Below are 26,795 nucleotides of genomic sequence, written 5' to 3'. Positions count from 1 at the left end.
GGCCTCCGGGGCCCTCGCCGCCCCGGCCCGTCCTCGCTCCCGCCGCCCTCACCGCCCTCGCCCCCGTCCCCGCCCGCGGCGCCCTCACCGCCCCGCCCCGACCCCACTTCCGCCGCCCTCGCCCCCGCTCCCGCTCCCGCCACCCTCGTCACTCACCCGCCCCGCCCCGCCCCCGGCGTCGGGCGGGCTCGCCCTGGCGGAGGGTCCCCGCGGCCGAGTCCTGTCACGTTCGCGCCCCCTGCCCGGTCATCCCGGCGAAGCCGCCCGCTCCCGCACCGGAGGCCCGCCGTGGAATGGCCGCAGCACGCGCATCCCGCCCCTCTCGCCCCGCTCCTCGCCCTGTCCGCCCTCGCGCTCGTCCAGCTCGTCGACGCCGTGCTCTGCTTGCGTCCGGTGGGCTTCGTGCGCGACTGCCTCACCGATGTCGGGCTGCCGCGCCCCTGGTGGCGCCTGCTCCCGGTGGTGAAGACCGCGTCGGCGGCCGGGCTCGTGGCCGGGATCTGGTGGCGGCCGCTCGCCGTCGTGACCTCGGCGGCGCTCGTCCTCTACTTCCTGCTCGCGATCGGTGCGCACGTGCGGGCCAGGGACTTCGGCCGCAACCTCTTCCTGAACGCGAGCGGGATGCTCGTGCTGTGCGCGGCGACGCTGGTGAGCACGCTGACGGCGTGAGGCCGGGCGGGCAGGGGAAAGGGGCGGACTCTCCGCACGGAGTCCGCCCCTTTCCCCTGCCTCCTACTTCTTCGGTACCCGCACCACCAGCGCGTCGCCCTGCCCGCCGCCCCCGCACAGGGCCGCCGCGCCCACGCCGCCGCCGCGGCGCTTCAGCTCCAGGGCGAGGTGGAGGACGAGGCGGGCGCCCGACATGCCGATCGGGTGGCCGAGGGCGATCGCGCCGCCGTTCACGTTCACCTTTTCCGGGGTGACGCCCAGGTCCGCCATCGACTGCACGGCGACGGCGGCGAAGGCCTCGTTGATCTCGATGAGGTCGAGGGCCTCGACGCCGATGCCCTCCTTGGAGAGCGCGTGCTTGATCGCGTTCGACGGCTGGGAGTGGAGGGAGTTGTCCGGCCCGGCGACGTTGCCGTGCGCGCCGATCTCGGCGAGCCATTCGAGACCGAGTTCCTCGGCCTTGGCGCGGCTCATCACGACGACGGCGGCGGCCCCGTCGGAGATCTGCGAGGAGGTGCCCGCGGTGATCGTGCCGTCCTTGGTGAAGGCCGGGCGGAGCCTGCCGAGCGTCTCGGCGGTCGTGTCGGCCCGTACGCCCTCGTCCGTGGTGAACAGGACGGGCTCGCCCTTGCGCTGCGGGATCTCGACGGGTGTGATCTCCGCGTCGAAGGTGCCGTTCTTCTGCGCGGCGGCCGCGCGCTGGTGGCTCAGCGCGGCGAACTCGTCCTGCGGGGCGCGCGCGATGCCGAGTCGGGTGTTGTGCTTCTCGGTGGACTCGCCCATCGCGATGTTCTCGAAGGGGTCGGTGAGCCCGTCGTGGGCCATCGCGTCGAGCATCTCGATCGCGCCGTACTTGTGGCCCGCGCGGGAGTTCGGGAGCAGGTGCGGGGCGTTGGTCATGGACTCCTGACCGCCCGCGACGACGATGTCGAACTCACCGGCGCGGATGAGCTGATCGGCGAGCGCGATCGCGTCGAGCCCGGAGAGACACACCTTGTTGACGGTGAGCGCGGGCACGCTCATGGGGATGCCGGCCTTGACGGCGGCCTGGCGCGCGGGGATCTGCCCGGCGCCCGCCTGGAGCACCTGGCCCATGATCACGTACTGGACCTGGTCCCCGCCGATCCCGGCCCGCTCCAGGGCCGCCTTGATCGCGAAGCCGCCGAGGTCCGTGCCGGAGAAGGTCTTGAGCGAGCCGAGGAGGCGGCCCATCGGGGTGCGGGCGCCCGCGACGATCACGGACGTGGTGCCCTGGGTTCCAGCTGTTCCAGCCATGACGCACAGCCCCTATGCAGTGAGAGTGAACGAGGGTTTACCTCAATGTACTGAGCGGTGAGCGGGCGGTCACCGGCCCGTACGTGTGACGGGGCGCACCCCGCGCACGAGCGCGCCCGAGCACGTACGCGGCGCACCACCGAGCACGTACGCGGCGCACCACCGGGCACGTACGCGACGCCCCCCACACACACGTACGCGGCACGCCGCCCCGCACGTACGCCGCCCGCCGCCCCGCGCCTGCGCGGCACACCGCCGAGCGCCTGCGCGCCGGTGTGCCTGCCACGTGACAGAGCCTCGCCTGGCGAGAAGCTGACGGAGGACTGACCTCCGGATAGGGGTGCCGGTAGGGTTGGCCCCCGGCTCCCGGTCGCGACCGTGGGCCCGGCCACGCGGTCGTGATCGCGGGGTCGCGGGCCGGGGTCCGGGTGGCGGGGCGTTGTCGGGGCGGCGGTGCGCGCCGGGGCGGCTGTCTGACACCATTCCCCGGAAGACGGGAGCACGTCCGCAGGACGGGTACCCGCACAACGGGAGCACGCCCGCAGGGCGGGCACCCGCACGAAGGGAACCGGTCCGCCGGACGGGTCCCCGCAGGACCGGAGCACGTCCGAAGGGCGGGCGGGCTCGCTCGGAGTGTCACGACCAGGGGACGGATGGGACCGCGCGGTGCGGGGCTACGAACGCCAGGAGAGCCACCAAGCTGCTGACGACGACCACCTCTCACGGTTCGAAGCCGAGATGAAGCGGCTGAAGACCGATCGGGAGAAGGCCGTCCAGCACGCCGACGACCTCGGCTACCAGGTCGAGGTCTTGCGCGCCAAGCTGCACGAGGCGCGGCGCGCGCTCGCGCTCCGTCCTCGGTACGAGAACGGCGACATCGCCTACCAGGCCGAGCAGATGCTGCGTACCGCGCAGATGCAGGCCGATCAGCTGCGCATCGACGCCGAGCGCGAGCTGCGCGAGGCCCGTTCCCGCACCCAGCGTCTGCTCCAGGAGCACGCGGAGCAGCAGGCGCGGCTCCAGGCGGAACTGCACCAGGAGGCGACGAGCCGCCGTCAGCAGCTCGACCAGGAGCTGGCCGAGCGCCGCGCGACCGTCGAGTCCCACGTCAACGAGAATGTCGCCTGGGCCGAGCAGTTGCGCGCCCGCAGCGAGGCGCAGGCCAGGCAGCTCGTGGACGAGGCGCGCGCCGAGTCCGAGCGGGCGCTTGCCGCCGCGCGCGCCGAGGCGCAGCGCCTCGTCGAGGAGACCAGGCAGCGCATCGGCGGCGAGGCGGACAGTGCCCGCGCCGAGGCGGACGGCCTGGTCCGCCGGGCCCGCGCCGAGGCGGAGCGGCTGCTCTCCTCCGCGGCCACGCAGGCGCAGGAGGCCACCGAGCACGCCGAGCGGCTGCGCGCCTCCGCCGCGAGCGAGACCGAGGAGGCGCGCCGCCAGGCCGCCGAGCAGGCCAGGGCGGCCGAGAAGCGGCTCGCCGAGGCCGAGCGGGTGCTGCGCGAGGCGCGTACCGCCGCCGAGAAGGTCACGGGCGAGGCCGACGAGCGGGCCGCGAAGGTCCTGTCCACCGTCGAGGCGGACAACGAGCTGCGCACCCGTACCGCCAAGGAGCAGATCGCGCGCCTGGTGAGCGAGGCCACCAAGGAGGCCGAGGCGCTCAAGGCGGACGCGGTACGGGAGCGGGACGAGGCCGTCGCCGAGGCGGAGCGCGTCCTCGCCGAGGCGGCCGAGAAGGCCCGCAGCTCCGCCGCCGAGGACGCGGCCGCGGCGCTCGCGAAGGCGGCGCGCAGTGCCGAGGAGGTGCTGCACAAGGCCGAGGAGGACGCGCGCGCGACGACGGGCGCCGCCTCCGACGAGGCCGAACGGATCAAGGGCGAGGCGCAGGCGGAGGCCGACCGGCTGCGCGCCGAGGCCGAGGCGGCGGCCGACGAGCTGCGCGGCGCGGCGAAGGACGACACCAAGGAGTACCGGGCGCGGACCGTCGAGCTCCAGGAGGAGGCGCGGCGGCTGCGCGGCGAGGCCGAGCAGTTGCGCGCCGAGGCGGTCGCCGAGGGCGAGCGCATCAGGGGCGAGGCGCGGCGCGAGGCGGTGCAGCAGATCGAGGAGGCCGCCGGTCGCGCCGAGGAGCTGCTCACGAAGGCGCGTTCGGACGCCGAGGAGCTGCGCGGCACGGCGGCGGAGGACGCCGAGAAGGCGCGCGCCGAGGGTGAGCAGAAGGCCCGCGCGCTGCACGAGCAGGCCGAGGAACTCCTCGCCGAGGCCCGGACGGAGGCCGAGCGGCTCACGACCGAGGCGGCCGAGCGCGGCGAGGCGGAGCGGGTACGGGCCGAGGAGGCCGCGGCGGAGCTGCGCGCGGAGGCGGAGCGGGCCGCGCAGGCGCTCAAGGACGACGCGGCCGAGGAGCTGACGCGGCTGCGTGCCGAGGCCGAGCAGCGCCTGACGAGCGCGGAGGAGGCGCTGAGCGAGGCGCGTGCGGAGGCGGAGCGGCTGCGCGCCGCGAGCGCGGAGGACGCGGAGAAGGTACGGGCCGAGGCGGCCGAGCGGGCCAGGGCGGTGCGCGAGGAGGCCGAGGCCGAGGCGGAGCGGCTGCGCACCGAGGCGGCCGAGGAGGCCGCCGCCTCGCGCGCCGAGGCCGAGACCACCGCCGTACGGCTGCGCGCCGAGGCCGAGACCGAGGCGGCGCGGGTACGCAACGAGGCGCGGGAGACCGGCGAACGGCTGCGCGCCGAGGCCGCGGCGGCTGCCGAGCGGGTCACGACGCAGGCGGCCGAGGAGCTGGCCGCCGCGCAGGAGGAGGCCGAGCGGCGGCGGCGTACGGCCGAGGAGACGCTGGAGTCGGCGCGTACCGAGGCGGGCGAGGAGCGGGAGCGGGCGCGCGAGCGGGCCGAGGAGCTGCTGACCAAGGCGCGCACGCGCGTCGAGGAGGCGGAGGCCGAGGCCGTACGGCTCGTCGAGGAGGCGGAGACCAGGGCCGGGGAACTCGTCTCGGCCGCCGAGCAGGCCGCGCAGCAGGCGCGCGAGGCCGTCGCGGGCATAGAGGAGCGGGCCGAGGAAGCGGCGAAGGGGCTGCGCGCGGCCGCCGAGCACGCCGCCGAGCGGACGAGGAGCGAGGCGCAGGAGGAGGCGGACCGGGTCCGCGCGGACGCCTACGCGGAGCGCGAGCGGGCGGGCGAGGACGCGGCGCGGCTGCGGGCCGAGGCGCGCGAGGAGCGCACGCAGGCCACGGAGCTGGCCGAGCACACGGTGCGCGAGGCGGCCGAGGAGGCCGAGCGGCTGCGCACCGGGGCCCAGGAGACGGCCGAGCGGCTGCGGACGGAGTCGGAGCAGGCCGCCGACGAGCTGCGCACCGAGACCGAGCGGGCCGCCGAGGCGCTGCGGACGGAGACGGAGCGGGCCGCCGACGAGCTGCGCACCTCGACCGAGCGGCACGCGGAGCAGGTACGTGCCGCGCTGGCCGCCGAGCGCGAGAACGCCGAGCGCGAGGCGCAGGCGGCGCGGGCCGAGGCCCGCGAGGACGCGAACCGTATCCGTACCGAGGCAGCCGAGGCGGCGGACACGCTCCTGACCGGGGCGCGCACGGAGGCCGAGGAGCTGACGGCGCGGGTCGCGGCGGAGACGGCGCGGCAGCGCGAGGAGGCGGCGGCCGAGGCCGAGCGCGAGGTCGTCACGGCGACGGCGGAGGCGAACCGGCGGCTCACGCGCGCCAAGGACGAGTCGGAACGGCTGCTCATCGAGGCGAAGGCCGCGGCCGAACAGCTGCGCGGCGAGGCCGAGTCGGCCGCCGCTGACGCCCGGGAGGCCGAGCGCGGGGCGAAGGAGCGCGCGGCGGAGCTGACGGCCCGTACGGCCGAGGAGGCGGAGCGGGTCAGGACCGAGGCGCGTGCCGAGGCGCAGCGGCTGCTCGACGAGGCGCGCGCGGAGGCGAACAAGCGGCGTACCGAGGCGGCCGAGCAGGTCGACCGGCTCGTGTCGGAGGCGAGCGCGGAGGCCGAGAAGCTGTCGAACGAGGCGCTCGAAGCGGCGCTCAAGACGACGGCCGACGCGGAGGAGCAGGCCGACCGGATGGTGGGCGCCGCGCGCTCCGAGGCCGAAAGGATCGTCGCCGAGGGCCGTGCCGAGGGCAACGCGGCGGTCGAGAAGGCCCGCGCGGACGCGGACGAACTCCTCGTCGGCGCGCGGGGCGACGCGACCCGGGTGCGGGAGCGTGCCGAGGAGCTGCGCGAGCGGATCACGACGGAGATCGAGGAGCTGCACGAGCGGGCGCGCCGCGAGTCGGCGGAGGCGATGCGTACGGCGGGCGAGCGCTGCGACGCGCTCGTCAAGGCGGCCGAGGAGCAGCTCGCCGAGGCCGAGGCGAAGGCGAAGGACCTCCTCGCCGACGCCAACTCGGAGGCGGGCAAGGTCAGGATCGCCGCGGTCAAGAAGGCCGAGACGCTCCTGAAGGAGGCCGGTCAGAAGAAGACCGAGGCGGAGGCGCTCGCCGACCGGCTCATCGCCGACGCGAAGACGGAGGCGGAGCGGATCACGACGGAGGGGCAGCGCGAACTGGACATCCTGGTGCGGCGCCGGCAGGACATCAATGCCGAGATCGGCCGTGTCCAGGACGTACTGGAGGCGTTGGAGAACTTCGAGGCCCCCGGCGGCAAGAGCGCCGGCGGGTCGGGCGAGGGGTCCGGGAAGGGCGCGGGCGGCAGGGACGCGCAGAGCGGCGTCAAGGCGGGGGCCGTGGCCGGATCGACTCGTTCGGGTGGAAAGCAGACGGAGCGGTAGTCACAGTGTCAGGAGTGCGCACAACGTCCGGAGTGCCGCGGGTGTGCGAGCCGGAGAGACGGTGCCCCCGGTGACGACGGCAGGTCAGTCGTCCTGTGGGGGCGCTGTGTTGACGGTGGATCGGAAGATTACGGTCCACGCACGCACAAAAGGGGTGGCATTCTCCAGATCAAACGGGCATTTACTCGATGACACGCCGCCCCGACCCCTAGGATTCCCCCTATCACCTCACCGGTCTCTTTCGACAGGAACCCCATGAGCGACACTTCCCCCTACGGCTTCGAGCTTGTGCGGCGTGGGTACGACCGCGCTCAGGTGGACGAACGCATCTCGAAGCTCGTCTCCGACCGTGACAGCGCCCTGAACCGCATCACCGCCCTGGAGAAGCGGATCGAGGAGCTGCACCTCGAAACGCAGAACGCCCAGGCGCAGGTGAGTGACGCGGAGCCTTCGTACGCGGGCCTCGGCGCCCGGGTCGAGAAGATCCTGCGGCTCGCCGAGGAAGAGGCCAAGGACCTGCGTGAGGAGGCCCGCAGGGCCGCCGAGCAGCACAGGGAGCTGGCCGAGTCCGCGGCGCAGCAGGTGCGCAACGACGCCGAGTCCTACGCCTCCGAGCGCAAGGCGAAGGCCGAGGACGAGGGCGTCCGGATCGTCGAGAAGGCCAAGGGCGAGGCCGGCAACCTGCGGGCCGAGGCGCAGAAGGACGCGCAGTCGAAGCGCGAGGAGGCGGACGCCCTCTTCGAGGAGACCCGCGCCAAGGCCGCGCAGGCCGCCGCCGACTTCGAGACGAACCTCGCCAAGCGCCGCGAGCAGTCCGAGCGTGACCTCGCCTCGCGTCAGGCGAAGGCCGAGAAGCGTCTCGCGGAGATCGAGCACCGCGCCGAGCAGCTCCGCCTGGAGGCCGAGAAGCTCCGTACGGACGCCGAGCGCCGCTCGCGCCAGACGATCGAGACGGCGCAGCGCCAGGCCGAGGACATCGTCGCGGACGCCAACGCGAAGGCCGACCGCATCCGCAGCGAGTCCGAGCGCGAGCTGGCGGCCCTCACCAACCGCCGCGACTCGATCAACGCGCAGCTCACCAACGTGCGCGAGATGCTCGCGACGCTCACCGGGGCCGCTGTCGCCGCGGCGGGCGCGCCGGCCGAGGACGAGACCGTCACGCGGGGTGTCCCCGCGCAGCAGTCGCGCTGACACGGCACCACCTCGTACGGGGTGACGACCGGATGACCGGGCGGAGGCAGGATGCCTCCGCCCGGTTTCCGTACGGCGGTGTTCCGCTCCCGCGAGGCGGCGTTCCGGTTTCCGTTACGGAGCCGAGTCCGTCTCGCGCGCCTGCCGCCGGGCGTTCGCGCGGGGACTTCGTTAGCGTGGACACATGATCGAGGTCTCAGCGCTGACGAAACGCTACGGCGACAAACTCGCCGTGGACGACCTGTCTTTCACCGTGCGCCCCGGCGTGGTGACCGGCTTCCTCGGCCCCAACGGCTCGGGCAAGTCGACCACCATGCGCATGATGCTCGGTCTGGACAAGCCGACACGGGGCCGCGTGCTCATCGACGGCAAGCCGTACGCGGCACTCGACGATCCCCTCACGCAGGTCGGCGCGCTGCTCGACGCGAAGGCGATGCACGGCGGGCGCAGCGCCCGCAATCACCTCCTGTGCCTGGCCCAGTCCAACGGCATTCCCGCCAGGCGCGTCGACGAGGTCCTGGACGTCGTGGGCCTGACGGCGGTCGCGAAGAAGCGCGCGAAGGGTTTCTCGCTCGGCATGGGCCAGCGCCTGGGCATCGCGGGGGCGCTCCTCGGTGATCCGCGCATCCTCATGTTCGACGAGCCGGTGAACGGTCTCGACCCCGAGGGCATCCACTGGATCAGGAACCTGATGCGCTCGCTCGCCCACCAGGGCCGTACCGTCTTCGTCTCCTCGCACCTCATGAGCGAGATGGCCCTGACGGCCGAGCACCTCGTCGTCATCGGGCGGGGCAAACTCATGGCCGACACGTCGATGGCCGACTTCATCCGCGACAACTCGCGGACCTTCGTCCGGCTCCGCTCCCCCGAGCGCGAACGCCTCCTCGACGTACTGCGTCAGGAGGGCATCTCGGTGACGGAGGGCGCCGAGGGCACCCTGGAGGCGGATCACGCCGACCCGGCGCGCCTCGGCGAGCTGGCCCACGAGCACGGCCTCGTACTGCACGAGCTGAGCCCGCAGTCGGCCTCCCTGGAGGACGCGTTCATGCAGCTCACGGCCCAGACGGTCGAGTACCACGCGCACACGGGCGCGGGGCGGACCGCGCCGCCGCCCGGCAGCCAGCCACCGCCGCCCCCCGCGGGCGGCCAGGGCTGGGGCGGGAACCGGGACCGGAAGGGGAACTGAGCGATGGCCGTGCCACAAGTACTCCACTCGGAGTGGACGAAGATCCGCTCCGTCGCCTCGACCGTGTGGACCCTCGGTCTCGCCTTCGTCGTCACGCTGGGCCTCGGCGTGCTCATCAGCGTCGTGTCGCTCAACGACTTCGACTCCATGAGCCGCGAGGACAAGCTCACTTTCGACCCCACCTTCATCAGCTTCGCGGGGATGGGCCTCGGCCAGCTCGCGATGATCGTCTTCGGCGTACTCGTCGTCTCGAACGAGTACTCGACGGGGATGATCCGCACCTCGCTCGCCGCGGTGCCGCGCCGGGGCGTGTTCTTCTTCTCGAAGGTCGCCGTCGCGACGGCGCTCGCCTTCCTCATCGGCCTGATCACGGCCTTCGTCTCGTTCTTCGTCGGCCAGCTCATCCTGGGCGACCACGGGACCTCGATCGGCGACGCGGGCGTGCTGCGCGCGGTCTTCGGCGCGGCGCTCTACATGACGCTCATCGCGATGTTCTCGATGGGGATCGCCGCGATGCTGCGCAGCCCGCTGCTCTCGCTCGGCATCCTCATGCCGTTCTTCTTCATCATCTCCAACATCCTCGGCAACGTGAACGCGACGAAGAAGGTCGGCCAGTACCTCCCCGACCAGGCGGGCACGAAGATCCTCCAGGTCGTTCCGCCGCTGCACGACGACGCCCCGTACGGTCCCTGGGGCGGGCTCCTCATCATGGTCGCCTGGGTCGCGGCGGCGCTGATCGTCGGTTACGCGCTGCTGCGCCACAGGGACGCCTGACGCCCGGCGCCCCGGGCCGCCCCGCCGTTCTTCTTTGCCCGATCTTGGCGGGAACCGCGGGGCGCCCGATAGCCTCCTCACCCATGCGGGGCGACATGTGCCCGCACGGGGACAGAGGACGGCGAGGACGGGTGCGCGGATGATCGAGGCGAACGGCCTCAGCAAGTGGTACGGCGCGAAGAAGGCCGTGGACGACCTCACCTTCACGGTGCGGCCCGGGGTCGTCACGGGCTTCCTCGGGCCCAACGGCTCGGGCAAGTCCACGACGATGCGGCTCATCCTCGGCCTGGAGCAGCCGTCGGCCGGGCACGTCACGATCGGCGGCGTCCCCTTCCGGCAGCTCGCCAACGCGCCCCGCGAGGTCGGCGCGCTGCTCGACGCGAAGGCCGTGCACCGCGGCCGCACCGCCCGCAACCACCTCCTCTCGCTCGCCCAGCTCTCCGGCATCCCGGCCCGCAGGGTCGACGAGGTGCTCGGCGTCGTGGGCCTCCAGGACGTCGCGAAGCACCCGGCCGGGGGCTTCTCGCTCGGCATGGGGCAGCGCCTCGGCATCGCCGCGGCGCTCCTGGGCGACCCCCGTGTCCTCCTCTTCGACGAGCCGGTCAACGGTCTCGACCCGGAAGGCATCCTGTGGGTGCGGCGCCTCATGCGCGCGCTCGCCGCCGAGGGCCGTACCGTGCTGGTCTCCTCGCACCTCATGAGCGAGATGGCGCTCACGGCGGACCACCTCGTCGTCATCGGGCGCGGCCGGCTCCTCGCCGACATGAGCGTGCGCGACTTCATCGCGCACAACGCCACCGACTTCGCACGGGTACGGGTCCCCGACGACGCCCCCGGCGAGGCGGAGCGGCTCGCGGGCCTGCTGCGCGGGGCGGGCGGGCAGGTGCTGCCCGAGCCGGACGGGGCGCTGCGCGTCACGGGGCTCGCGCTCCCCGTGATCAGCGATCTCGCGCACGAGGAGCGGGTGCGGCTGTGGGAGCTGTCGCCGCACCACGCCTCGCTGGAGGAGGCGTACATGCGGCTGACGCAGGCGGAGGTGGACTATCGCTCGACGGCCGACTCGCTCGAAGGCTTCGAGGAGCCGGACCCGTTCGGCGAGAGGCCGCCCGCGCAGCCCCCGGCGCCCGGCACGGGCCAGCCCGGCTGGTACGCCCCGCACACCCCGTACCCCCGCACCGCCGACGCCCCCGCCGCCGACGCCCCCGCCGCCGCGCCCTGGCCCGCCAAGGCTCCCGCGGGCGGCCCCCAGGAGCACGAGGAAGCCCGATGAGCACCCCGCAGCAGCCGCACCCCGCCCCGTACGCCTCCGCCGAGGCGTACACGGCCCCCGCGCCGTACGAGTCGCCCATCCCGATCGTGCGGGCGCACCTCGGGCACGCCCTGCGCGCCGAGTGGACGAAGATCCGCAGCGTGCGTTCGACGCTGTGGACCCTCGGCGTCTTCGTGCTGCTCGTCATCGGCGTCGGGCTCGCCTTCGCGGCGACCGTGGGCGATCACATGGGCCACGACGACCGTGTGACGCTCTTCGCCTTCCCCGGTCTGCTGCTCGGCACGATCTGCCTGCTGACCCTCGGCGTCCTCGTCGTCTCGTCCGAGTACGGGACCGGGCTCATCCGCCCGACGCTGACCGCCGCGCCGCAGCGCCACCGCGTGCTCGCCGCGAAGTTCCTCGTCTTCTCGGCGATCAGCTTCGTCGCCGTGCTCGTCTCGACGGGGATCGTCTCGACCGCGAGCGCGCCCTTCGCCTCGTCCGGCGCGGACCTGCACTGGGGGCGCCCCGCGCTCCTCACGAGCCTGTACGTCTCGCTGCTCGGCGTGTTCGCGCTCGCGATGGGGACGATGCTGCGGCACTCGGCCGGGGCGATCGCGGCGATGCTCGGCGTCTACCTGCTGCCGACGATCCTCCCCGTCTTCCTCGTCGGCATCGAGGCGACGAAGGAGTTCGGGCAGAAGATGATGGAGTACAGCGCGCCGACCGCCCTCTCGCTCCTGCTCACCCCGGGGGAGGAGGGCGACGGCACCGCTCAGCTCGGTTTCCTCGCCGTCATCACGGCCGCGATCGTCGGCTGCGCCTTCACCGTGCTGCACCGGCGGGACGTGTAGCCCGGGCCCCGCTCAGTAGCGGGGCGCGTTGCGCGGGCGCCGCACGCGCGTCGCGCGGCGGTCGCGGGCGTTCCAGCAGGCCTTGTGCCAGTGTCTGCGCTCGTCGACACCCGAGTACTCGGACCAGGCGACGACGTGCGGGACGCCCGAGGGGATCTCCTGGTCGCAGCCGGGGCAGCGGTACGTCTTGCCCACGGCGCTCGCGCCCGCGACGTGCCGGACGGACCACTCCTCGCCCTGCCAGGTCTCGGTCTGGTGCAGCCCGTAGCGCTTGCCCGGGTCCTCGTCGGCCCGCTGGCCGGAGCCAGGGGCTCCCTTGGGGCGGTTGCGGCGGGGGGACACTGAAACACCTCGCAGGGCTGCGGCCGGACGGGAATACCGTCCAGCGTACGCGCGCGCCCGCGAGGGCACCGCGCGCCGGGGGCGCACGCCGGGAGCGAGGAGCGAGCCCTGCCCCGTCCCCCGCCCCGTGCCCTCAGGGGCCCGGTGCCGAGACAAGCGGCCCCCGATCCCGCCGCTTCCCGGACAATCCGCCAATCCTCCCGGCAGGCCGTGCCTTTGGCACGTGTCAGGCGTTGTTGCCGTAAGCGGGCGATCCTGCCCGTACGGCACGAAGGAGGCGTCAACGGCTCATGCGGATAGGGAGTTTCGTCCTGGCGGGGCAGTACCCGGGCCAGGGCCACGGAGAGGCGCTGCACCGCGCGGTGCGCTCGGCGGAGGTCGCCGAGGAGGCCGGTTTCGACGCGGTCTGGCTCGCCGAGCACCACTTCGTGCCGTACGGCACCTGCCCTTCGGCGGTCACGCTCGCCGCGCTACTGCTCGGCCGCACACGGCGGCTGCGCGTGGGCACGGCGGTGAGCGTGCTGCCGACCGCGCACCCGGTCGCGCTCGGCGAGCAGGCCGCGCTCCTGCACCTCGCCGCCGAGGGACGGTTCTCGCTCGGGGTCGGGCGCGGCGGGCCCTGGGTGGACCTGGAGGTCTTCGGGGCCGGGATCGACGCCTTCGAACGGCACTTCCCCGAAGCACTCGACCTGCTCCTGCGCTGGCTGCGCGAAGGCCGCGTCGGCGCGAGCGGCGAGCGCTACGCCTTCCGCGAGGTGAGCGTCGTGCCCCGCCCCGCGCAGGCGCTGCTGCCCGGACAGCCGGGCCCCGAGGTCGTCGTGGCGTGCACCTCGCCGGGTACGGTGCGGCTCGCCGCGCGGCGCGGCCTGCCGATGCTGCTCGGGATGCACGCGCGGGACGAGGAGAAGGCCGCGATGGTCGCGTTGTGGCGCACCGAGGCGCGCGCGGCCGGGCTCGCGCCCGAGCGGATCGCGGGCGCCGCGCACATCAGCGCGGGCGTGCTCCAGCTCGCCGACCACGACGCCGAGGCCCGCGACACCCTCGTCAAGGCGATGCCCGAGTGGTTCCGCGAGGGGCTCGGCGCGCACGTCACGGTGGACGGCAGGCAGCGCAGGATGCGCGATCCGGTCGCGTACACCGAGTTCCTGTGCGGTATCCACCCGGTCGGCACCCCCGAGACGGCCGCGCGGCGGCTCGCGACGACGGCGGAGCGCACCGGGATCACGCGGTTCGCGCTGCTCGCCGAGGGCTCGGGCGATCTCGCGACGACGGAGGCGAACCTGCGACGGGCGGGGGCCGAGCTGCTGCCGTTGCTGGGCTGAACGGAGTGCCGTCCGGGACGTACGGGCGGCGAGTGGCGTAGGAAACGTGCTCCACGTGGCCTGAAAACAGACGGACGCGAGGCGACGGAGTGATGAGTTCCGGCTACGCCGGGGGACGGAGTGCCCCCCGACGCGGCGGGAGAGCGGTGCGGGGTCAGCAGTCGCGCAGCTCCGGGGACTGGTTGAGGAGCTGGGCGCGGACCGAGGTGAAGCGCGTGAGCCGTTCGTCGACGGCGGGGTCGAGGGGGAAGACCGCGACCCTGTGGCAGTTCTGGAAGGCGAGGCGGACGCCGAAGTGGCGCTGGAGCGCGCCCCTGATGGCGTCGCTGGCGAGCGCGCGCAGCAACTGGCCGCGCTCCTTCTCGCTGGGCGGAGGCGTCTGGTTGTCGGCGAAGTCCCCTCCGTCCACCTTCAGCTGAGCCACCAGGGAGCTGATCATCTCCCAGGCGTAGGGCAGCGAGGTCCGGACGCAGTCGACGAATTCGGCCTCGTCCACCTCGCCTCGCTCGGCCTGTGCCAACAGTGCCGGTGAGACGTCGAGCGACATGGATACTCCTCTCGCACCCCCGAGCGGCGGGGGTCCACGGACAGGGCGGGAGGCCCGGACACGCAGCGTGCTCGTGTCGCGACCTCCTGCCAACACGTTATGCACGCCTTCGGGAGCACACCAGGAGCGCGCGCACACAACCGGCCACCGCGCGGGCCCCCGTTCCGGGGCGGATCGCGAGCAGGGGTCCGGGTCGGATAGCGTTGCCGACCATGCGCCTTGTCATCGCCCGTTGCTCCGTGGACTACGCGGGGCGGCTCACCGCTCACCTCCCCCTCGCGCCCCGGCTGATCCTCGTGAAGGCGGACGGCAGCGTCTCGATCCACGCGGACGACCGGGCGTACAAGCCCCTGAACTGGATGTCCCCGCCGTGCACCCTCAAGGAGGGCGAGGCCGAGGGCACCCCGGTGTGGACGGTGGTCAACAAGGGCGGCGAGAAGCTCGTGATCACGATGGAGGAGGTCCTGCACGACTCCTCGCACGAGCTGGGCGTCGACCCCGGCCTCATCAAGGACGGCGTCGAGGCGCACCTCCAGGAACTCCTCGCCGACCGCCTGGACACCCTCGGCGAGGGCTACACGCTCATCCGCCGTGAGTACATGACGGCGATCGGCCCGGTCGACATCCTGTGCCGGGACGGCGAGGGCCGCACGGTGGCGATCGAGCTGAAGCGCCAGGGCGGCATCGACGGTGTCGAGCAGCTCACGCGTTACCTCGAACTCCTCAACAGGGACCCCCACTTGGCGCCCGTGCGCGGTATCTTCGCCGCCCAGGAGATCAAGCCGCAGGCCCGTGTCCTCGCGACGGACCGCGGTATCGACTGCGCGATCCTCGACTACGACGCGCTGCGCGGCATCGAGGACGACAAGCTCCGGCTCTTCTGATCCGGACGCCCGCCGGTCCCGCCGCAGCCCGCACGTCCCGCCGCAGCCCTTGGCATATGCCATGCGACTGTGTGGGTTCGGCCAAATCACGCGCCTGTCCGGGCCCCGAACGGGGAGAAACCCGGCAGGCGCTCACGCGGGGCGATCCGGCGGACGCTCACGGTGTGTGGTCGGCGTCCGGGGACCAGGGGTCTTCGAGCACCGGGAAGGGCTCGCCGTTCGCCCCGCCACCGCTCGTCACCCCTCCTACGCCTACGGGCTCACGCGACCTGCGGCCCCTGCGGGTCGTCCGGGTCCCCCGCCGTGACGGTCGCGACAGGTTCACTCGCGGAATTGCTCGTCTCGGGCTCGGAGGGGCCGGTCTCGCCGGGGTCGCCCGGGTCCGTGGGGTCGTCGGTGGGGTCGGTGGGCTCCTCCGAAGGCTCGCCCGAGTCGCTGGGGGTGCCGGTGGGAGACGTCTGGCTCGGGCCGGGGCCCGTCGGGGGCTTCGTGGTCTTGCCCGGACCCGAACCCCCGGGCTTGTGCGAATCGCTCGGCTCGGAGTCCGGCGTGGACTGCTCGTCGCCCGGCGCGGAGGCCGAGGTACCGGGCGCCCCGCTCGCGTCGGTGGAGGGCGCGGGGTCGTCGGCCGTGCCGAGCACACCGTCCTCGCCGGGGTCGGTCGCCGAGGCCGAGGGGGCCGGCCGCTCCGTGGTGGAGCCGCTCTCGCCCGGCGGCGTGTCGGCGCTGAGCCCGTCGCTGTCGTCGTCGGTGCTCGCGGAGTGCTCGGTCGTGACGCGGTCGGCGGGGGCGTCGTCGTTGTCGGAGAGCGTGCCCAGCGTGACGACCGTGCCGAGCACCGCGACGAGCAGCGCGCCCGCCCCTGCCGCGACGAGGTTGCGGCGGCTCCCCGCGAGGGCCGAGCGCCGCACACTCCCCTTGGGTTCGCTCCCGGGTGCCGCCTCGGGGTCCTGGCGCGGGAAGATCTCGGTGGCGGCCCGCGGGTCGAAGAACGGCTCCGCCGCGTCGTAGCCGCCGGGAAGCTGCGCGACGACGGCGGTCGCCGCTGTCGTCGTCTCGGGCGGCTGCGGTACGAGGCCGCCTTCCGCCTCGTCGGCGTCGGGCCGCCGCGGGAGTCCCGCGCGGTCGTCGGCGAGCGCGAGGGTACGGCGCCCGGCGAGGGTGCCGCGCCGGTCGGAGAGCGCGCCGCGCAGCCCGATCGCGGACTCCAGCTCGGCGCGGGCCGCTTCGGGACGGTCCTCGCACAGCGCGAGAACGCCGAGTTCGTGGTGGAAGTACGCCTCGTCGGCGACCCGCCCCGCGCGCCGCGCGGCGTCCTGCCCGTATCGCAGCACGCGGTCCCAGGCACCCCAGCGCAGCGCGGCGGCGAAGGCGGGCGCGACGGCGCGGGCGAGGAGCACCGCGGCGCCCGGGTCGTCGTCGGCGCCCTCGCCCTCGACGGGCGGGAGTGGTTCGGCGACGCAGGCGGCGAGCGCGGCGAGCACCGCCTCGGCCTCGGCGGCGACCCGCTCGGGGGTCACCGAGGGGTGCGCGGCCCACCAGGCGTAGTGCCGGGCGACGGCGTCGGCGCGGGCGGGCGCGTCCTCGGCGTACCCCGCGGCCTCCAGCTGGACGAGGACGCCGGTCGCGAGGCGGTGTCCGCTGCCCGCCGGGGTGACGAGGACGGTCGCCGTGAGGTCGGCGAGCGCCGCGTCGGCGTGGGTGTCGCCGGTGAGCGCGGGCAGGTGGGCGGGGTGCGGGAGTTCGCCGCCGAGCGCGACGGCGTGCCGCAGGGTCTCGCGGGCCGCCTCGCTCAGGCGGGCGGCGAGCGCCGCCGCAGGGGCCGCGCCCTCGGCGAGGGTCGGCAGCGGGATCTCGCCCTCGGGGCCGGGGCGGGCCTGGTCGGGCTGGCTGTCGGCGAAGTACGCGAAGTCCTCGTCACCGGCGTCCTCGGTCCGGGCGAGGAGCTGGTCGCGCTGCTGGAGCAGGGCACCGGCCTGGACGAACCGCAGCGGGAGGCCCTCGGACTCGAACCACAGGTCACCCGCCCAGTTGGCCTCCTCCTCGGTGAGCGCGCGGCCCACGGCGCGCTCCAGGAGGGCGAGGCCGCCGGAGCGCCCGACGCCGGGCAGCGCGATCTCCTCCAGGCGGGCTTCCGCGGAGGGGGCGGGGACGTCGGGGGTCGTGGCGACGAGGAAGGCGCACTCGGGGGTCGCGTCGAGTATCTCGTCGAGCGCGGCGGCGCCGAACTCCAGGTCGTCGACGATCACGACGGCGCCGATCTCGGCGAGGAGTTCGCGCAGGAGCGCGGGGCCGGGGCGGTGGCGGGTGAGTTCGAATACCTCGGCGGCGAGGTCGCCGAGGAGGTCGGCGGGGGTGCGGCCGCGGCCGCTGAGCAGGACGACGCCGTCGGGGGCGAGGTCGGCGCAGGCGTCGACGAGTTCGGCGAGCAGGGCGCTCTTGCCGCTGCCGCCGGGGCCTGTGAGCCGTACGGAACGGCCGCGGGCGAGCAGCCGCGTGACGCGCTCCCGTATCTCCGTGCGCTCCAGGAGGCGCCCCGGGCCGCCGGTGGCGCCGCTGGGCAGCGGCGGCCTGGCGGCGCGGGAGCGCTCGGCGCGGACGGCGGGGCCGCGCTTGGCGGGGCGTTCGGGCAGCTCGCCCGGCGGGCAGAGGGTGACCTCGGAGCCGTCGACCGGGTTGACGGTCAGCAGGAGGTCATCGGCGACGATGCGGGTGGTCCTGGCGGGCCCGGTGGGCGGCCCGAAGTCGGGCCCGAGCGGGTCGCGCGCGGGGCGGGGGCGCCGGCGCAGCGCGGAGGTCATGTCCCGTACGGGCTCGGGCGCGGCCTCCGCCGCTTCCGCGGCGGGCGGCGGGGTGGGCTCGGGGCGCGGGGCGGGCGCGGAGCCGAAGAAGGAGGGTGCCGCGGTCTCCTCGGGGGCGGAGCCGAAGACGGACTCCCGCTGCGCGGGGCCGGAGTTCCTGGGGGCCGAGGTACGTCCCGGTTCGCGCTTGGGCAGTCCGCTGGGCAGGACGACGGGGGCCTGACCGCCGGGCGTCCGCTCGCCGGGGGCCTGACCGCCGGGCGTCAGGTCGCCGGGGGCCTGATCGCCGGGCGTCCGCTCGCCGGGGGCCTGATCGCCGGGCGCCCGCTCGCCGGGTGCGGGCTCCGCGGGCTTCCCGGCGGCGGGAGGCTCCCCGAAGGGGGCGAGGAGGTCGGTGACCTCGTCCTCGACGGACTCGGCCTCGGCCTCGTCCCGTACCCCGAAAGCGTCGAACGGCGTGCCGCCCCCTGATGCGGCGGCGGCCTCCACGGCCTCGATGGCCTCCGCCGCGGTCGCCGGAAGCTCAGGCTCGCGCTCGTCCATTGGTCCTGTGCCCCCCAAGAAGCGTCTGAGCGTCTGTACCGTCGGTAAGCGAAGGCACCCTAAAACCTCAGGCCAGTATTGCCGACCCCGCCCGTCGGAACAGCTGCGGGTACATCACGGTCTCGTGTGGATTCGAGGAGGATGAATCGCCGGGACCGCGGCAGCCCCTCCGGCGTGCGGGGAGCGGCGCGGCGGCGGAGCCCCGGGACGCGGGGCCACCTGCGGGGGCCACCGCCCCGGTCTACGGGGCGACCGCCTCGATCGCCAGAATCCGGTGCAACCGCGTCGCCACCAGGAGCCGCTGCATCTGCGCGGGAACCGCGCGGAGGACGAGCCGCCGCCCGCAGCGCCCCGCCCTCCGGTGCGCGCCCATGATCACCCCGAGCCCCGTCGCGTCCCAGGAGTCCAGCTCGGAGAGATCGAGCACGAGATCCCCCACCCCGTCGTCGACGGCCGAGTGCAGGATCGAACGGGCGTCCGCCGCGCTGCGGACATCGAGGCGGCCCCCGACGACCAGCTCGCTGTGGTCGCCCCTGATGTGCATAACCCACTCCCCGATGTGTTCATGTCAGCGATCGCGTGTCCCTGTATGTCACAGCAACTGACTGCCGTCCCGGAACAGAAGTTGCCGCCTGTGAGCGAACCGATACCGAATTCACCCCGAAGGGTGAGGCGGCGTCCGCGCGGGACGCCGCCACCCCCCTCACCCGAAGGCCCGTGCGAAGCCCCGCGCGAAGGCCCGTACGAAAGCCCGTCCGAAGCTCAGTGCTTGTAGAAGCCCTGCCCGCTCTTGCGCCCGATGTCACCGGCGTCCACCATCCGGCGCATCTGCTCGGGCGCGGCGAACTTCTCGTCCTGCGACTCCGTGTAGATGTTGTCGGCGGCGTGCAGCAGGATGTCGACGCCCGTGAGGTCGGCGGTGGCGAGCGGACCCATCGCGTGGCCGAAGCCGAGCTTGCAGGCGAGGTCGATGTCCTCGGCGCTCGCGACGCCCGACTCCTCCAGCTTGGCCGCCTCGACGACGAGCGCGGTGATGAGACGGGTGGTCACGAAACCGGCGACGTCGCGGTTGACGACGATGCAGGTCTTGCCGACGGACTCGGCGAACTCCTTCGCGCGCGCGAGGGTTTCGTCGCTCGTCTTGTATCCCCGCACCAGCTCGCAGAGCGCCATCATCGGCACCGGCGAGAAGAAGTGCGTACCCACGACGCGCTCGGGCCGCGAGGTGACGGCGGCGATCTTGGTGATCGGGATGGCGGAGGTGTTCGAGGCGAGGACGGCCTCGTCCTTCACGATGCCGTCGAGGGCGCGGAAGATCTCGTGCTTGACGTCGAGCTTCTCGAAGACGGCCTCGACGACGATCTCGGCCTCGGCCGCGACATCGAGATCGGTGGTCGTCGTGATCCGCGCGAGCGCGGCCTCCGCGTCCTTCGCTTCGAGCGTGCCCTTGGAGACGAACTTGTCGTACGAGGTCTTGATGGCGTTCGTGCCCCGGGCAAGCGCCGCGTCGGTCACGTCCCGCAGCGCCACCTCCCAGCCGGCCTGCGCGGCGACCTGCGCGATACCCGACCCCATGAGCCCGGCTCCGACGACGACGAGCTTCCTTGCCACTTCCGCACCTCTTTGTGTTGATTCGGCTGTGTTGGACCGGCCGCATTGTCCCGGCTTGTGGCCGCATTGTTCCGCCTGCCGCGGAGCCGCCTCGCGGTCGTGCCGCCCTGGCGGAGACGGGGAGCCGCCCGTGCCGCCCCGCGTGTGACGCCGGTTCAGTCACCGGCCCCCGGCGGAGATTAGCGCCGTTGCGGCGCCCGGTGGCGCCGAAGAGATGCGCGTCACGTCCCCCGGGACGTGCATCACACGCTCGCCCCGTCCGGCTCGCGCGCGGCGCCCCGGATAGGCTGCCCGCATGGTCCACCTGACCCGTATCTACACGCGCACAGGCGACAAGGGCACGACGGCGCTCGGCGACATGTCCCGTACCGCCAAGACCGACCCGCGTATCGCTGCCTACGCGGACGCGAACGAGGCGAACGCGGCGCTCGGCACCGCGCTCGCGCTCGGGAACCCCGGCGCGGACATCGCCGCGGTGCTGACGCGCGTGCAGAACGACCTCTTCGACGTGGGCGCCGACCTGTGCACGCCCGTCGTCGAGAACCCCGCGCACCCGCCGCTGCGCGTCGAGCAGGCGTACATCGACCGCCTCGAAGCCGATTGCGACCGCTTCCTCGCCCCGCTCCCCAAGCTCGACAGCTTCATCCTCCCGGGCGGCACCCCTGGCGCGGCGCTCCTGCACCAGGCGTGCACGGTGGTACGGCGCGCGGAGCGCTCGACGTGGGCGGCCCTGGAGGCGTACGGCGCGTCCATGAACCCCCTCACGGCGACGTACCTCAACCGCCTCTCCGACCTGCTCTTCATCCTGGCCAGGGCGGCGAACGCGGAACGCGGGGACGTGCTGTGGGTGCCCGGCGGGGAGCGCTAGACCGGGGAGCGGCGGGTTCGCTTACGCTGGGGGCATGCCTCGTGGAATCACCGCCAAGGGTCTCGCGACCCGACACCGCATCGTGGAGCACGCGGCGGCGCTGGTGCGGGAGCACGGAACGGGCGGGACGGCCCTGGAGGACGTCCGGCACGCGGCCGGGGTGAGCAGCAGCCAGCTCTTCCACTACTTCCCCGAGGGCAAGTCCGAACTGCTCCTCGCCGTGGCCCGCAGGGCCGGCGAGCAGGTCCTGCTCGACCAGGAACCCCAGCTCAGCGCGCTCGCCGACGGCGGCTCCTGGCGCGCGTGGGCGGAGCGGGTCTACGCGCACTACGAGGCGCAGGGCCCGAACTGCGACCTGAGCGCGCTCACCGCGCAGCTCGGCATGGGCGACCCCGGCATCCGCGAGGTCGTCTCGGGGATGCACATCCGCTGGCAGGCCGCCCTCGCCGCCGGCCTGCGCGCCCACCAGTCCCGGGGCGCGGCCAGGCAGGACGCCGACCCGGACCGCGCCGCCGCGGCGCTCCTCGCCGCCGTCCAGGGCGGCGTGCTCATGATGGCGAGCACGGATTCCTCGGCGCACCTGCGCGCGGCGGTGGAGACGTGGCTCGACGGCATGGGGCTCACCGCCGCCCCTCCGGCTCAGGCGCCGCCCCACCCGTAGGCGTGGTCGATGGTGAAGGAGACGACCAGGCGGCCGTCCTCGACCATGACCCTGCGGTACTCGTCCCAGTCGGGGTGCTCGCCGCGCACCGCGCGGTACAGGTCGACGAGTTCCTCGACGGCCGCGTCGTCGGGGGCCGCGGCGACGTCCGTGAGCGAGGCGGTGCCCTCGTAGACGCCGTAGGCCCCGCCGTCCTCGCTCGTGACGTAGAGGCTGACGCGGGGGTCGCGGCGCAGGTTGCGGACCTTGGCGCGGTCGTGGGTCGTCGAGAAGCGGATACGGCCCGTCGCCGGGTCGTGGGCGAAGTCGACGGTGGAGACCTGGGGGCGGCCGTCCTTCTTCAGGGTGAGCACACCGCCCCGGCCACGCTCGCCGAGGAGTGCGAGGACGGGGGCGCGGTCGTCGTTCGAGGGCATGTCCGGTCCTTCGTTGGTCGCTGCGACAGCGGTCGCCCCGGGTGGCGGCGACCGCACCCGGCACAACGCGGGAACCGTCAACTTCGTTCCGCGGGCGGCGCCTTGTCGTCCGAGGCGCGATGGGGCCAGATCACGAAGGAGAGCGCGATGAGGCCGTGGACGACGAGCACGCGCCGGGCGAGGGACTGCCAGGAGCGGAGCGGGGCGGAGGCGTCGGCGTCTCCGACGTAGAGGATCGCGAGCTGGAGGAATCCCCAGGCGAGGGCGGCGGCGAGGAGGGTACGGAGCCAGAGGCGGACCTCGTGGGCGGCGCGGGCGCGGCCGTACCTGGGCGGTTTCGGCGGGCGCGGGCCGCCCGCGAGGCGGTGGCGGGCGTGGCCGTCGAGCCACTGGAGGGTGTAGTGGCCGTAGGCGAGCGTGAAGCCGACGTAGAGGGCGGCGAGACCGTGCGACCAGGAGGGCTCCGCGCCCCGGCGCAGGTCGAGCGCGGTCACGGCCAGGAGCAGCACCTCAAGGAGCGGTTCCACGAGGAGCACGGCGAGCCCGGCCCGGGGCTTGCGGGCCGCGTACCGCAGCAGCAGCCCGGCGACGAGCAGCACCCAGAAGGCGACCTCGCAGACGATGATCAAGGCGAAGACCACGGCAACTCCCTCCGGCCACGTCCCTGCGGCCACGTCCCCGCGGACACGTTCTGGCCCTCTCCCCGAAGCCTCCCCGCCGCCCGCCCCCGCCGCCTCGGCCCCCGTGCCGATTCCCGGCTCAACGAAAGGTGCAGTTCCCCCGCCCCGGAGCCCTGGCCGGGGAACGATGCCCTCGCCGCGCCCTTCGTGCTGTGATGGCCGCATGTCCCCCGCGCCCGGCCGGCTCCCCCGCCCCCACCGCGCTGACGCGCTGCTCGCCGCCGCCGGGCTCGCGGGCGGGGTGCTCCTGTGGGCGCTCGGCGTGGCGAGTTACGGCGGGGCGCGGCCGCTCGGCGGGGCATGGGTCCTCGTACCGCTCACGGTGGCCTCGCTCGCCGAGCTGTACCGGCGGACGCTGCCGCGCGCGGGCTTCGCCGCCGGGTGCGCGGCGGTGCTCGCCGACCTGTGCACGAGCGGCTCCATCGCCACCGTGCTGCTCGGCACCGACCTCTGCTACGCGGTCGTCGTGTACGGGCCGCCGCGCTGGGCCCGCGTGCTGCCGCGCGCGACCGCGCTCGTGACGCTGGGCGGGACGGCCGCGCTGCTCCTGTGGCTGCGCGAACCGGTGGCGCTGCTGCTCGGCGCCTTCCTCGGCATCGTGAGCTTCCTGCCCGCGTCCTCGGGTGCCGTCGTGCACGGCCACCGCGAGGAGGCGCGCGCGGCGCGGCTGCTCGCCGAGCGGACCGCGCAGCTCGCCGAACGCGACCGCGTCGAAGCGCTCGCGGCCGAACGGGCGCGGATGGCACGGGAGTTGCACGACATCGTCGCCGGGCACCTGTCCGCGATCGCCGTGCACTCCTCGGCCGCGCTCGCCACCGATGACCCCGTGCTCGCGCGCGAGGCGCTCGGGGTCGTCCGCGCGAACAGTGTCGCGGGCCTCACCGAGATGCGCCGCCTCATCCACGTCCTGCGCGCGGAGGACGAGGAGCCGGCTCCCGAGCCGCGTCTCACCGGTGTGGGCACGCTGCTGCGGCAGGCGGACGAGGAAGGCGCTCCGCACGGACTGCGGTTCCGCCTGGAGGAGGCGGTGCGGGTCCCGCTCCCCGCGCCGGTCGAACTCGCCGCGTACCGCATCGTGCAGGAGTCCGTCACGAACGCGCTCAAGCACGCGGCGCCCGGCGAGGTGCGCGTGCGCCTGCGGCACACGGACGGGCTGCTCCGTATCGACGTCACGAGCCCCCGGGACCCGGGCGCTGCATCCCGCGCGCCCGGCGCGGGGGCCGGGCTGCTCGGCATGGGCGAGCGCGCCGCGCTCCTCGGCGGCACCTTCCACGCGGGCCCCGGGCAGAGCCTGTGGACCGTACGCGCCACCCTCCCCACCCAGGAAGAGACGCCCCTCCCATGACCACTCCGCCGCCGTCCTCGCCCCCGCCGTCCTCGCCGCCGCCCTCGCCCCCGTCGCCGTCCTCGCGGCCCCTCCGCGTCCTGGTCGCCGAGGACCACGCCTCCGTGCGTGCCGGGCTCGTGCTGATCCTGCGCGGTGCGCCGGGCATCGAGGTCGCGGGGGAGGCTGCGGACGGCGAGGAGGCGCTCGCGCGGGCGCGCGCGCTGCGCCCCGACGTCGTCCTCATGGACGTCCAGATGCCGCGCGTCGACGGGGTCGCTGCGACCCGCGCGATCGTCGCCGAAGGGCTCGCCGACGTACTCGTCCTGACGACCTTCGACCTCGACGCGTACGTCTTCGGCGCGCTGCGCGCGGGCGCGGCCGGGTTCCTGCTCAAGACCGTCGAAGCGGCGGAACTCGTCGCGGCGGTACGGACCGTGGCGGCCGGGGACGGCGTCGTGGACCCGGGCGTCACGCGCCGGCTGCTCGCCGCGTTCGCGCGCGGCGGCACGGAGCCGGGGCGTGAGCCGCCGGAGGGCCTCGCGCGGCTCACACCCCGCGAGCGCGAGGTGCTGAGCTGCCTCGGCGAAGGGCTCGGGAACGCGGAGATCGCGGAGCGGATCGCTGTCGCCGAGGGCACGGTGAAATCGCACGTGAGCCGCCTGCTCGCGAAGCTCGGGCTGCGCAACCGCCTTCAAGCATCGCTCCTGGCCAGGGACTTGGGCCTTTAGGCGGAGCAGCCCGCGGGCCACCCGTCCGGGGTCCGCGCCCCCGTACACCCCGCGGGCACTTTTGGTCCAGACCTCTTGACCGCTGGTCCAGACCTTTCTACGCTCCCCCCATCTGCGGTGAACATGCCACCCCTCGCCCGAGGGGCCGTGTTCACGGGCGTCGCAGGGTTCCACCCCCACCATCGGTACTCAACTCCTGGAGTACGCCTTGAGTTCAGGAACCCCCCGCAGACCGGGCCGTCTGCGCAACAGAGTCCTCGCCGGGCTCACGACCCTGCTCCTTCCTCTGACCGCCCTCGTCGGCCTCGGCGCCTCCCCCGCGCAGGCCGCCGAACAGGCCACAGCGAGCTACACCCGTACCCAGGACTGGGGCAGCGGCTTCGAGGGCAAGTGGACGGTGAAGAACACCGGCACCACGCCCCTGAACGGCTGGACCCTGGAGTGGGACTTCCCCTCCGGCACCGCGGTCACCTCGGCGTGGGACGCCGACGTCACCAACACGGGCGACCACTGGACGGCGAAGAACAAGAGCTGGGCCGCCGACCTCGCCCCCGGTGCCTCCGTCTCCTTCGGCTTCAACGGCACGGGCAGCGGCTCCCCCGCCGGGTGCACGCTCAACGGCGGTTCGTGCGACGGGACCTCGACACCGGGCGACACCCCGCCCACCGCGCCGGGCACGCCCACCGCTTCCGCGATCACGGACACGTCGGCGAAGCTGAGCTGGAGCGCCGCGAGCGACGACAAGGGCGTCAAGAACTACGACGTGCTGCGCGACGGCGCCAAGGTCGCGACGGTGACGACGACCTCGTACACCGACTCGTCGCTCACGGCCGGCACGGACTACTCGTACACCGTCCAGGCACGTGACACCGCCGACCAGACCGGCCCCGTATCGGGCGCCGTCAAGGTGCGCACGACGGGCGGCGGCGGCACCGAGCCCGGCAACCCGGGCGCGGGCGGCGACAAGGTCAAGCTCGGGTACTTCACCGAGTGGGGCGTCTACGACCGCAACTACCACGTCAAGAACCTGGACAGCTCCGGCTCCGCGGGCAAGATCACGCACATCAACTACTCGTTCGGGAACGTCACGGGCGGCAAGTGCGTCATGGGCGACTCCTACGCGGCCACCGACAAGGCGTACACCGCCGACCAGTCCGTGGACGGCGTGGCCGACACCTGGGACCAGCCGTTGCGCGGCAACTTCAACCAGCTCCGCAAGCTCAAGGCCAAGTACCCGGACCTCAAGGTCCTGTGGTCCTTCGGCGGCTGGACCTGGTCGGGCGGCTTCACCGACGCGGCGAAGAACCCCGCGGCCTTCGCGCAGTCCTGCAAGGACCTCGTCGAGGACCCGCGCTGGGCCGACGTCTTCGACGGCATCGACATCGACTGGGAGTACCCCAACGCCTGCGGCCTGAGCTGTGACACGAGCGGCCCCGCCGCGCTCAAGAACCTCGCTTCGGCGCTCCGTACGACCTTCGGCAACGACTACCTCGTCACCGCCGCCATCACGGCCGACGGCAGCGACGGCGGCAAGATCGACGCCGCCGACTACGCGGGCGCCGCGCAGTCCTTCGACTGGTACAACGTCATGACGTACGACTTCTTCGGCGCCTGGGACGCCCAGGGCCCCACGGCCCCGCACTCCCCGCTCACCTCGTACAGCGGCATCCCCGCCGCCGGCTTCAACTCCGCCGACGCCATCGCCAAGCTCAAGGCGCAGGGCGTCCCCGCGGCCAAGCTCCTGCTCGGCATCGGCTTCTACGGGCGCGGCTGGACCGGCGTCACGCAGGACGCCCCCGGCGGTACCGCGAGCGGCCCGGCGCCCGGCACGTACGAGCAGGGCATCGAGGACTACAAGGTGCTCAAGGCGAACTGCCCGGCCACCGGGACGATCGCGGGCACCGCGTACGCGCACTGCGGCACCCAGTGGTGGAGCTACGACACCCCGGAGACGATCAAGAGCAAGATGGCGTGGGCCAAGAGCCAGGACCTCGGCGGCGCCTTCTTCTGGGAGTTCAGCGGCGACACCAGCAACGGCGAACTCGTCACGGCGATCAACGACGGTCTGAAGTGACCCACCGGGCACGCCGGGCAGGCCCAGCA

The 26,795-nt window shown here is 74.0% G+C and carries 22 protein-coding genes; 14 read left to right on the top strand and 8 right to left on the bottom strand.

The genetic code is table 11. The features are described from left to right. Window positions 1-288: 288 nt before the first annotated feature. Complete coding sequence (locus ACQYWQ_RS22015; protein ID WP_431036842.1) at window positions 289-669, top strand: DoxX family protein; 381 nt, start codon at window positions 289-291, stop codon at window positions 667-669. A 63-nt stretch (window positions 670-732) separates the two neighbouring features. Here ACQYWQ_RS22015 and ACQYWQ_RS22010 read toward each other — a convergent pair whose 3' ends face one another. After that, entirely contained in the window at window positions 733-1,944 is a 1,212-nt protein-coding gene (locus ACQYWQ_RS22010) for an acetyl-CoA C-acetyltransferase (protein ID WP_431036840.1), read from the bottom strand. Window positions 1,945-2,610: 666 nt separating this feature from the next. On the opposite strand from ACQYWQ_RS22010, the gene scy reads away from it, so the two are divergent. The 6 genes from scy to ACQYWQ_RS21980 all read left to right on the top strand — a co-directional run bounded on the left by scy (window position 2,611) and on the right by ACQYWQ_RS21980 (window position 11,962). After that, entirely contained in the window at window positions 2,611-6,708 is a 4,098-nt protein-coding gene (gene scy / locus ACQYWQ_RS22005) for a polarized growth protein Scy (protein ID WP_431036838.1), read from the top strand. A 255-nt stretch (window positions 6,709-6,963) separates the two neighbouring features. Then, a complete protein-coding gene (locus tag ACQYWQ_RS22000; RefSeq protein ID WP_008745581.1) occupies window positions 6,964-7,899 on the top strand; it encodes a cellulose-binding protein in 936 nt (311 codons plus the stop codon). A gap of 184 nt (window positions 7,900-8,083) precedes the next feature. Beyond that, on the top strand, window positions 8,084-9,085 hold the full coding sequence (locus tag ACQYWQ_RS21995; protein WP_431036836.1) for an ABC transporter ATP-binding protein: 1,002 nt from the start codon (window positions 8,084-8,086) through the stop codon (window positions 9,083-9,085). A gap of 3 nt (window positions 9,086-9,088) precedes the next feature. Further along, window positions 9,089-9,859, top strand: coding sequence for an ABC transporter permease (locus ACQYWQ_RS21990; RefSeq protein WP_431036834.1), 771 nt, complete (start codon window positions 9,089-9,091; stop codon window positions 9,857-9,859). 139 nt (window positions 9,860-9,998) lie between these two features. Further along, window positions 9,999-11,129 carry an ABC transporter ATP-binding protein gene (locus ACQYWQ_RS21985; protein WP_431036832.1) on the top strand — a complete coding sequence of 377 codons (1,131 nt, stop codon included), beginning with the start codon at window positions 9,999-10,001 and terminating at the stop codon, window positions 11,127-11,129. Further along, complete coding sequence (locus ACQYWQ_RS21980) at window positions 11,126-11,962, top strand: ABC transporter permease (protein ID WP_431036831.1); 837 nt, start codon at window positions 11,126-11,128, stop codon at window positions 11,960-11,962. Before ACQYWQ_RS21985 ends, ACQYWQ_RS21980 begins: the two co-directional genes overlap by 4 nt. A 12-nt stretch (window positions 11,963-11,974) precedes the next feature. Here the strand turns inward: ACQYWQ_RS21980 and ACQYWQ_RS21975 are convergent, their stop codons facing one another. Beyond that, window positions 11,975-12,304, bottom strand: coding sequence for an ATP/GTP-binding protein (locus ACQYWQ_RS21975; RefSeq protein ID WP_431036830.1), 330 nt, complete (start codon window positions 12,302-12,304; stop codon window positions 11,975-11,977). Between the two features lie 290 nt (window positions 12,305-12,594). Between ACQYWQ_RS21975 and ACQYWQ_RS21970 the strand changes: the two genes are divergently transcribed. Then, a complete protein-coding gene (locus ACQYWQ_RS21970) occupies window positions 12,595-13,626 on the top strand; it encodes an LLM class flavin-dependent oxidoreductase (RefSeq protein WP_431036828.1) in 1,032 nt (343 codons plus the stop codon). Between the two features lie 154 nt (window positions 13,627-13,780). Here ACQYWQ_RS21970 and ACQYWQ_RS21965 read toward each other — a convergent pair whose 3' ends face one another. After that, entirely contained in the window at window positions 13,781-14,173 is a 393-nt protein-coding gene (locus tag ACQYWQ_RS21965) for an SCO5389 family protein (RefSeq protein ID WP_164287592.1), read from the bottom strand. A 212-nt stretch (window positions 14,174-14,385) separates the two neighbouring features. Here ACQYWQ_RS21965 and nucS point away from each other — a divergent pair, with 212 nt between their 5' ends. Further along, on the top strand, window positions 14,386-15,057 hold the full coding sequence (nucS, locus tag ACQYWQ_RS21960) for an endonuclease NucS (protein ID WP_431036826.1): 672 nt from the start codon (window positions 14,386-14,388) through the stop codon (window positions 15,055-15,057). A gap of 260 nt (window positions 15,058-15,317) precedes the next feature. On the opposite strand, the gene ACQYWQ_RS21955 is transcribed toward nucS, so the two are convergent. The 3 genes from ACQYWQ_RS21955 to ACQYWQ_RS21945 form a co-directional block, all read right to left on the bottom strand. After that, window positions 15,318-18,401 carry a hypothetical protein gene (locus tag ACQYWQ_RS21955; protein WP_431036824.1) on the bottom strand — a complete coding sequence of 1,028 codons (3,084 nt, stop codon included), beginning with the start codon at window positions 18,399-18,401 and terminating at the stop codon, window positions 15,318-15,320. Between the two features lie 241 nt (window positions 18,402-18,642). Further along, the gene (locus tag ACQYWQ_RS21950) at window positions 18,643-18,945 is read right to left on the bottom strand and encodes an STAS domain-containing protein (protein ID WP_007821973.1); all 303 of its coding nucleotides are present in this window, start codon (window positions 18,943-18,945) and stop codon (window positions 18,643-18,645) included. Between the two features lie 218 nt (window positions 18,946-19,163). After that, window positions 19,164-20,012 (bottom strand): 3-hydroxyacyl-CoA dehydrogenase family protein, encoded by an 849-nt coding sequence (locus tag ACQYWQ_RS21945; RefSeq protein ID WP_431036823.1) that lies wholly within the window; start codon window positions 20,010-20,012, stop codon window positions 19,164-19,166. Window positions 20,013-20,307: 295 nt separating this feature from the next. Between ACQYWQ_RS21945 and ACQYWQ_RS21940 the strand changes: the two genes are divergently transcribed. After that, window positions 20,308-20,880: a cob(I)yrinic acid a,c-diamide adenosyltransferase gene (locus ACQYWQ_RS21940; protein WP_431036822.1), complete on the top strand. Its 573-nt coding sequence runs from the start codon at window positions 20,308-20,310 to the stop codon at window positions 20,878-20,880. A gap of 34 nt (window positions 20,881-20,914) precedes the next feature. Then, a complete protein-coding gene (locus ACQYWQ_RS21935) occupies window positions 20,915-21,541 on the top strand; it encodes a TetR/AcrR family transcriptional regulator (protein ID WP_431036820.1) in 627 nt (208 codons plus the stop codon). On the opposite strand, the gene ACQYWQ_RS21930 is transcribed toward ACQYWQ_RS21935, so the two are convergent. Both ACQYWQ_RS21930 and ACQYWQ_RS21925 read right to left on the bottom strand, forming a co-directional pair. Beyond that, window positions 21,520-21,957, bottom strand: coding sequence for a PPOX class F420-dependent oxidoreductase (locus ACQYWQ_RS21930; RefSeq protein WP_431036819.1), 438 nt, complete (start codon window positions 21,955-21,957; stop codon window positions 21,520-21,522). The genes ACQYWQ_RS21935 and ACQYWQ_RS21930 overlap by 22 nt on opposite strands. A gap of 77 nt (window positions 21,958-22,034) precedes the next feature. After that, window positions 22,035-22,598 carry a hypothetical protein gene (locus tag ACQYWQ_RS21925; protein ID WP_431036818.1) on the bottom strand — a complete coding sequence of 188 codons (564 nt, stop codon included), beginning with the start codon at window positions 22,596-22,598 and terminating at the stop codon, window positions 22,035-22,037. A 202-nt stretch (window positions 22,599-22,800) separates the two neighbouring features. On the opposite strand from ACQYWQ_RS21925, the gene ACQYWQ_RS21920 reads away from it, so the two are divergent. The 3 genes from ACQYWQ_RS21920 to ACQYWQ_RS21910 all read left to right on the top strand — a co-directional run bounded on the left by ACQYWQ_RS21920 (window position 22,801) and on the right by ACQYWQ_RS21910 (window position 26,766). Continuing rightward, window positions 22,801-23,982 (top strand): sensor histidine kinase, encoded by a 1,182-nt coding sequence (locus ACQYWQ_RS21920; RefSeq protein ID WP_431036817.1) that lies wholly within the window; start codon window positions 22,801-22,803, stop codon window positions 23,980-23,982. Beyond that, complete coding sequence (locus ACQYWQ_RS21915; protein ID WP_431036815.1) at window positions 23,979-24,692, top strand: response regulator; 714 nt, start codon at window positions 23,979-23,981, stop codon at window positions 24,690-24,692. The genes ACQYWQ_RS21920 and ACQYWQ_RS21915 overlap by 4 nt, the downstream gene beginning before the upstream one ends. 208 nt (window positions 24,693-24,900) lie before the next feature. After that, entirely contained in the window at window positions 24,901-26,766 is a 1,866-nt protein-coding gene (locus ACQYWQ_RS21910) for a glycosyl hydrolase family 18 protein (RefSeq protein ID WP_431036813.1), read from the top strand. Window positions 26,767-26,795 lie beyond the last annotated feature (29 nt).

Origin of the sequence: Streptomyces sp. P6-2-1, assembly GCF_050613165.1 — a bacterium.
Taxonomy (GTDB): Bacteria; Actinomycetota; Actinomycetes; order Streptomycetales; family Streptomycetaceae; genus Streptomyces.
This window is presented reverse-complemented; position numbering and strand designations above follow the sequence as displayed.

Bases quoted from the DNA above. Each gene is read 5' to 3' on its own strand.
- ACQYWQ_RS22010 (WP_431036840.1), bottom strand. From the start codon at position 1,944: ATGGCTGGAACAGCTGGAACCCAGGGCACCACGTCCGTGATCGTCGCG.
- ACQYWQ_RS22000 (WP_008745581.1), top strand. From the start codon at position 6,964: ATGAGCGACACTTCCCCCTACGGCTTCGAGCTTGTGCGGCGTGGGTAC.
- ACQYWQ_RS21995 (WP_431036836.1), top strand. From the start codon at position 8,084: ATGATCGAGGTCTCAGCGCTGACGAAACGCTACGGCGACAAACTCGCC.
- ACQYWQ_RS21990 (WP_431036834.1), top strand. From the start codon at position 9,089: ATGGCCGTGCCACAAGTACTCCACTCGGAGTGGACGAAGATCCGCTCC.
- ACQYWQ_RS21985 (WP_431036832.1), top strand. From the start codon at position 9,999: ATGATCGAGGCGAACGGCCTCAGCAAGTGGTACGGCGCGAAGAAGGCC.
- ACQYWQ_RS21980 (WP_431036831.1), top strand. From the start codon at position 11,126: ATGAGCACCCCGCAGCAGCCGCACCCCGCCCCGTACGCCTCCGCCGAG.
- ACQYWQ_RS21970 (WP_431036828.1), top strand. From the start codon at position 12,595: ATGCGGATAGGGAGTTTCGTCCTGGCGGGGCAGTACCCGGGCCAGGGC.
- ACQYWQ_RS21965 (WP_164287592.1), bottom strand. From the start codon at position 14,173: ATGTCGCTCGACGTCTCACCGGCACTGTTGGCACAGGCCGAGCGAGGC.
- nucS (WP_431036826.1), top strand. From the start codon at position 14,386: ATGCGCCTTGTCATCGCCCGTTGCTCCGTGGACTACGCGGGGCGGCTC.
- ACQYWQ_RS21955 (WP_431036824.1), bottom strand. From the start codon at position 18,401: ATGGACGAGCGCGAGCCTGAGCTTCCGGCGACCGCGGCGGAGGCCATC.
- ACQYWQ_RS21950 (WP_007821973.1), bottom strand. From the start codon at position 18,945: ATGCACATCAGGGGCGACCACAGCGAGCTGGTCGTCGGGGGCCGCCTC.
- ACQYWQ_RS21940 (WP_431036822.1), top strand. From the start codon at position 20,308: ATGGTCCACCTGACCCGTATCTACACGCGCACAGGCGACAAGGGCACG.
- ACQYWQ_RS21935 (WP_431036820.1), top strand. From the start codon at position 20,915: ATGCCTCGTGGAATCACCGCCAAGGGTCTCGCGACCCGACACCGCATC.
- ACQYWQ_RS21930 (WP_431036819.1), bottom strand. From the start codon at position 21,957: ATGCCCTCGAACGACGACCGCGCCCCCGTCCTCGCACTCCTCGGCGAG.
- ACQYWQ_RS21920 (WP_431036817.1), top strand. From the start codon at position 22,801: ATGTCCCCCGCGCCCGGCCGGCTCCCCCGCCCCCACCGCGCTGACGCG.
- ACQYWQ_RS21915 (WP_431036815.1), top strand. From the start codon at position 23,979: ATGACCACTCCGCCGCCGTCCTCGCCCCCGCCGTCCTCGCCGCCGCCC.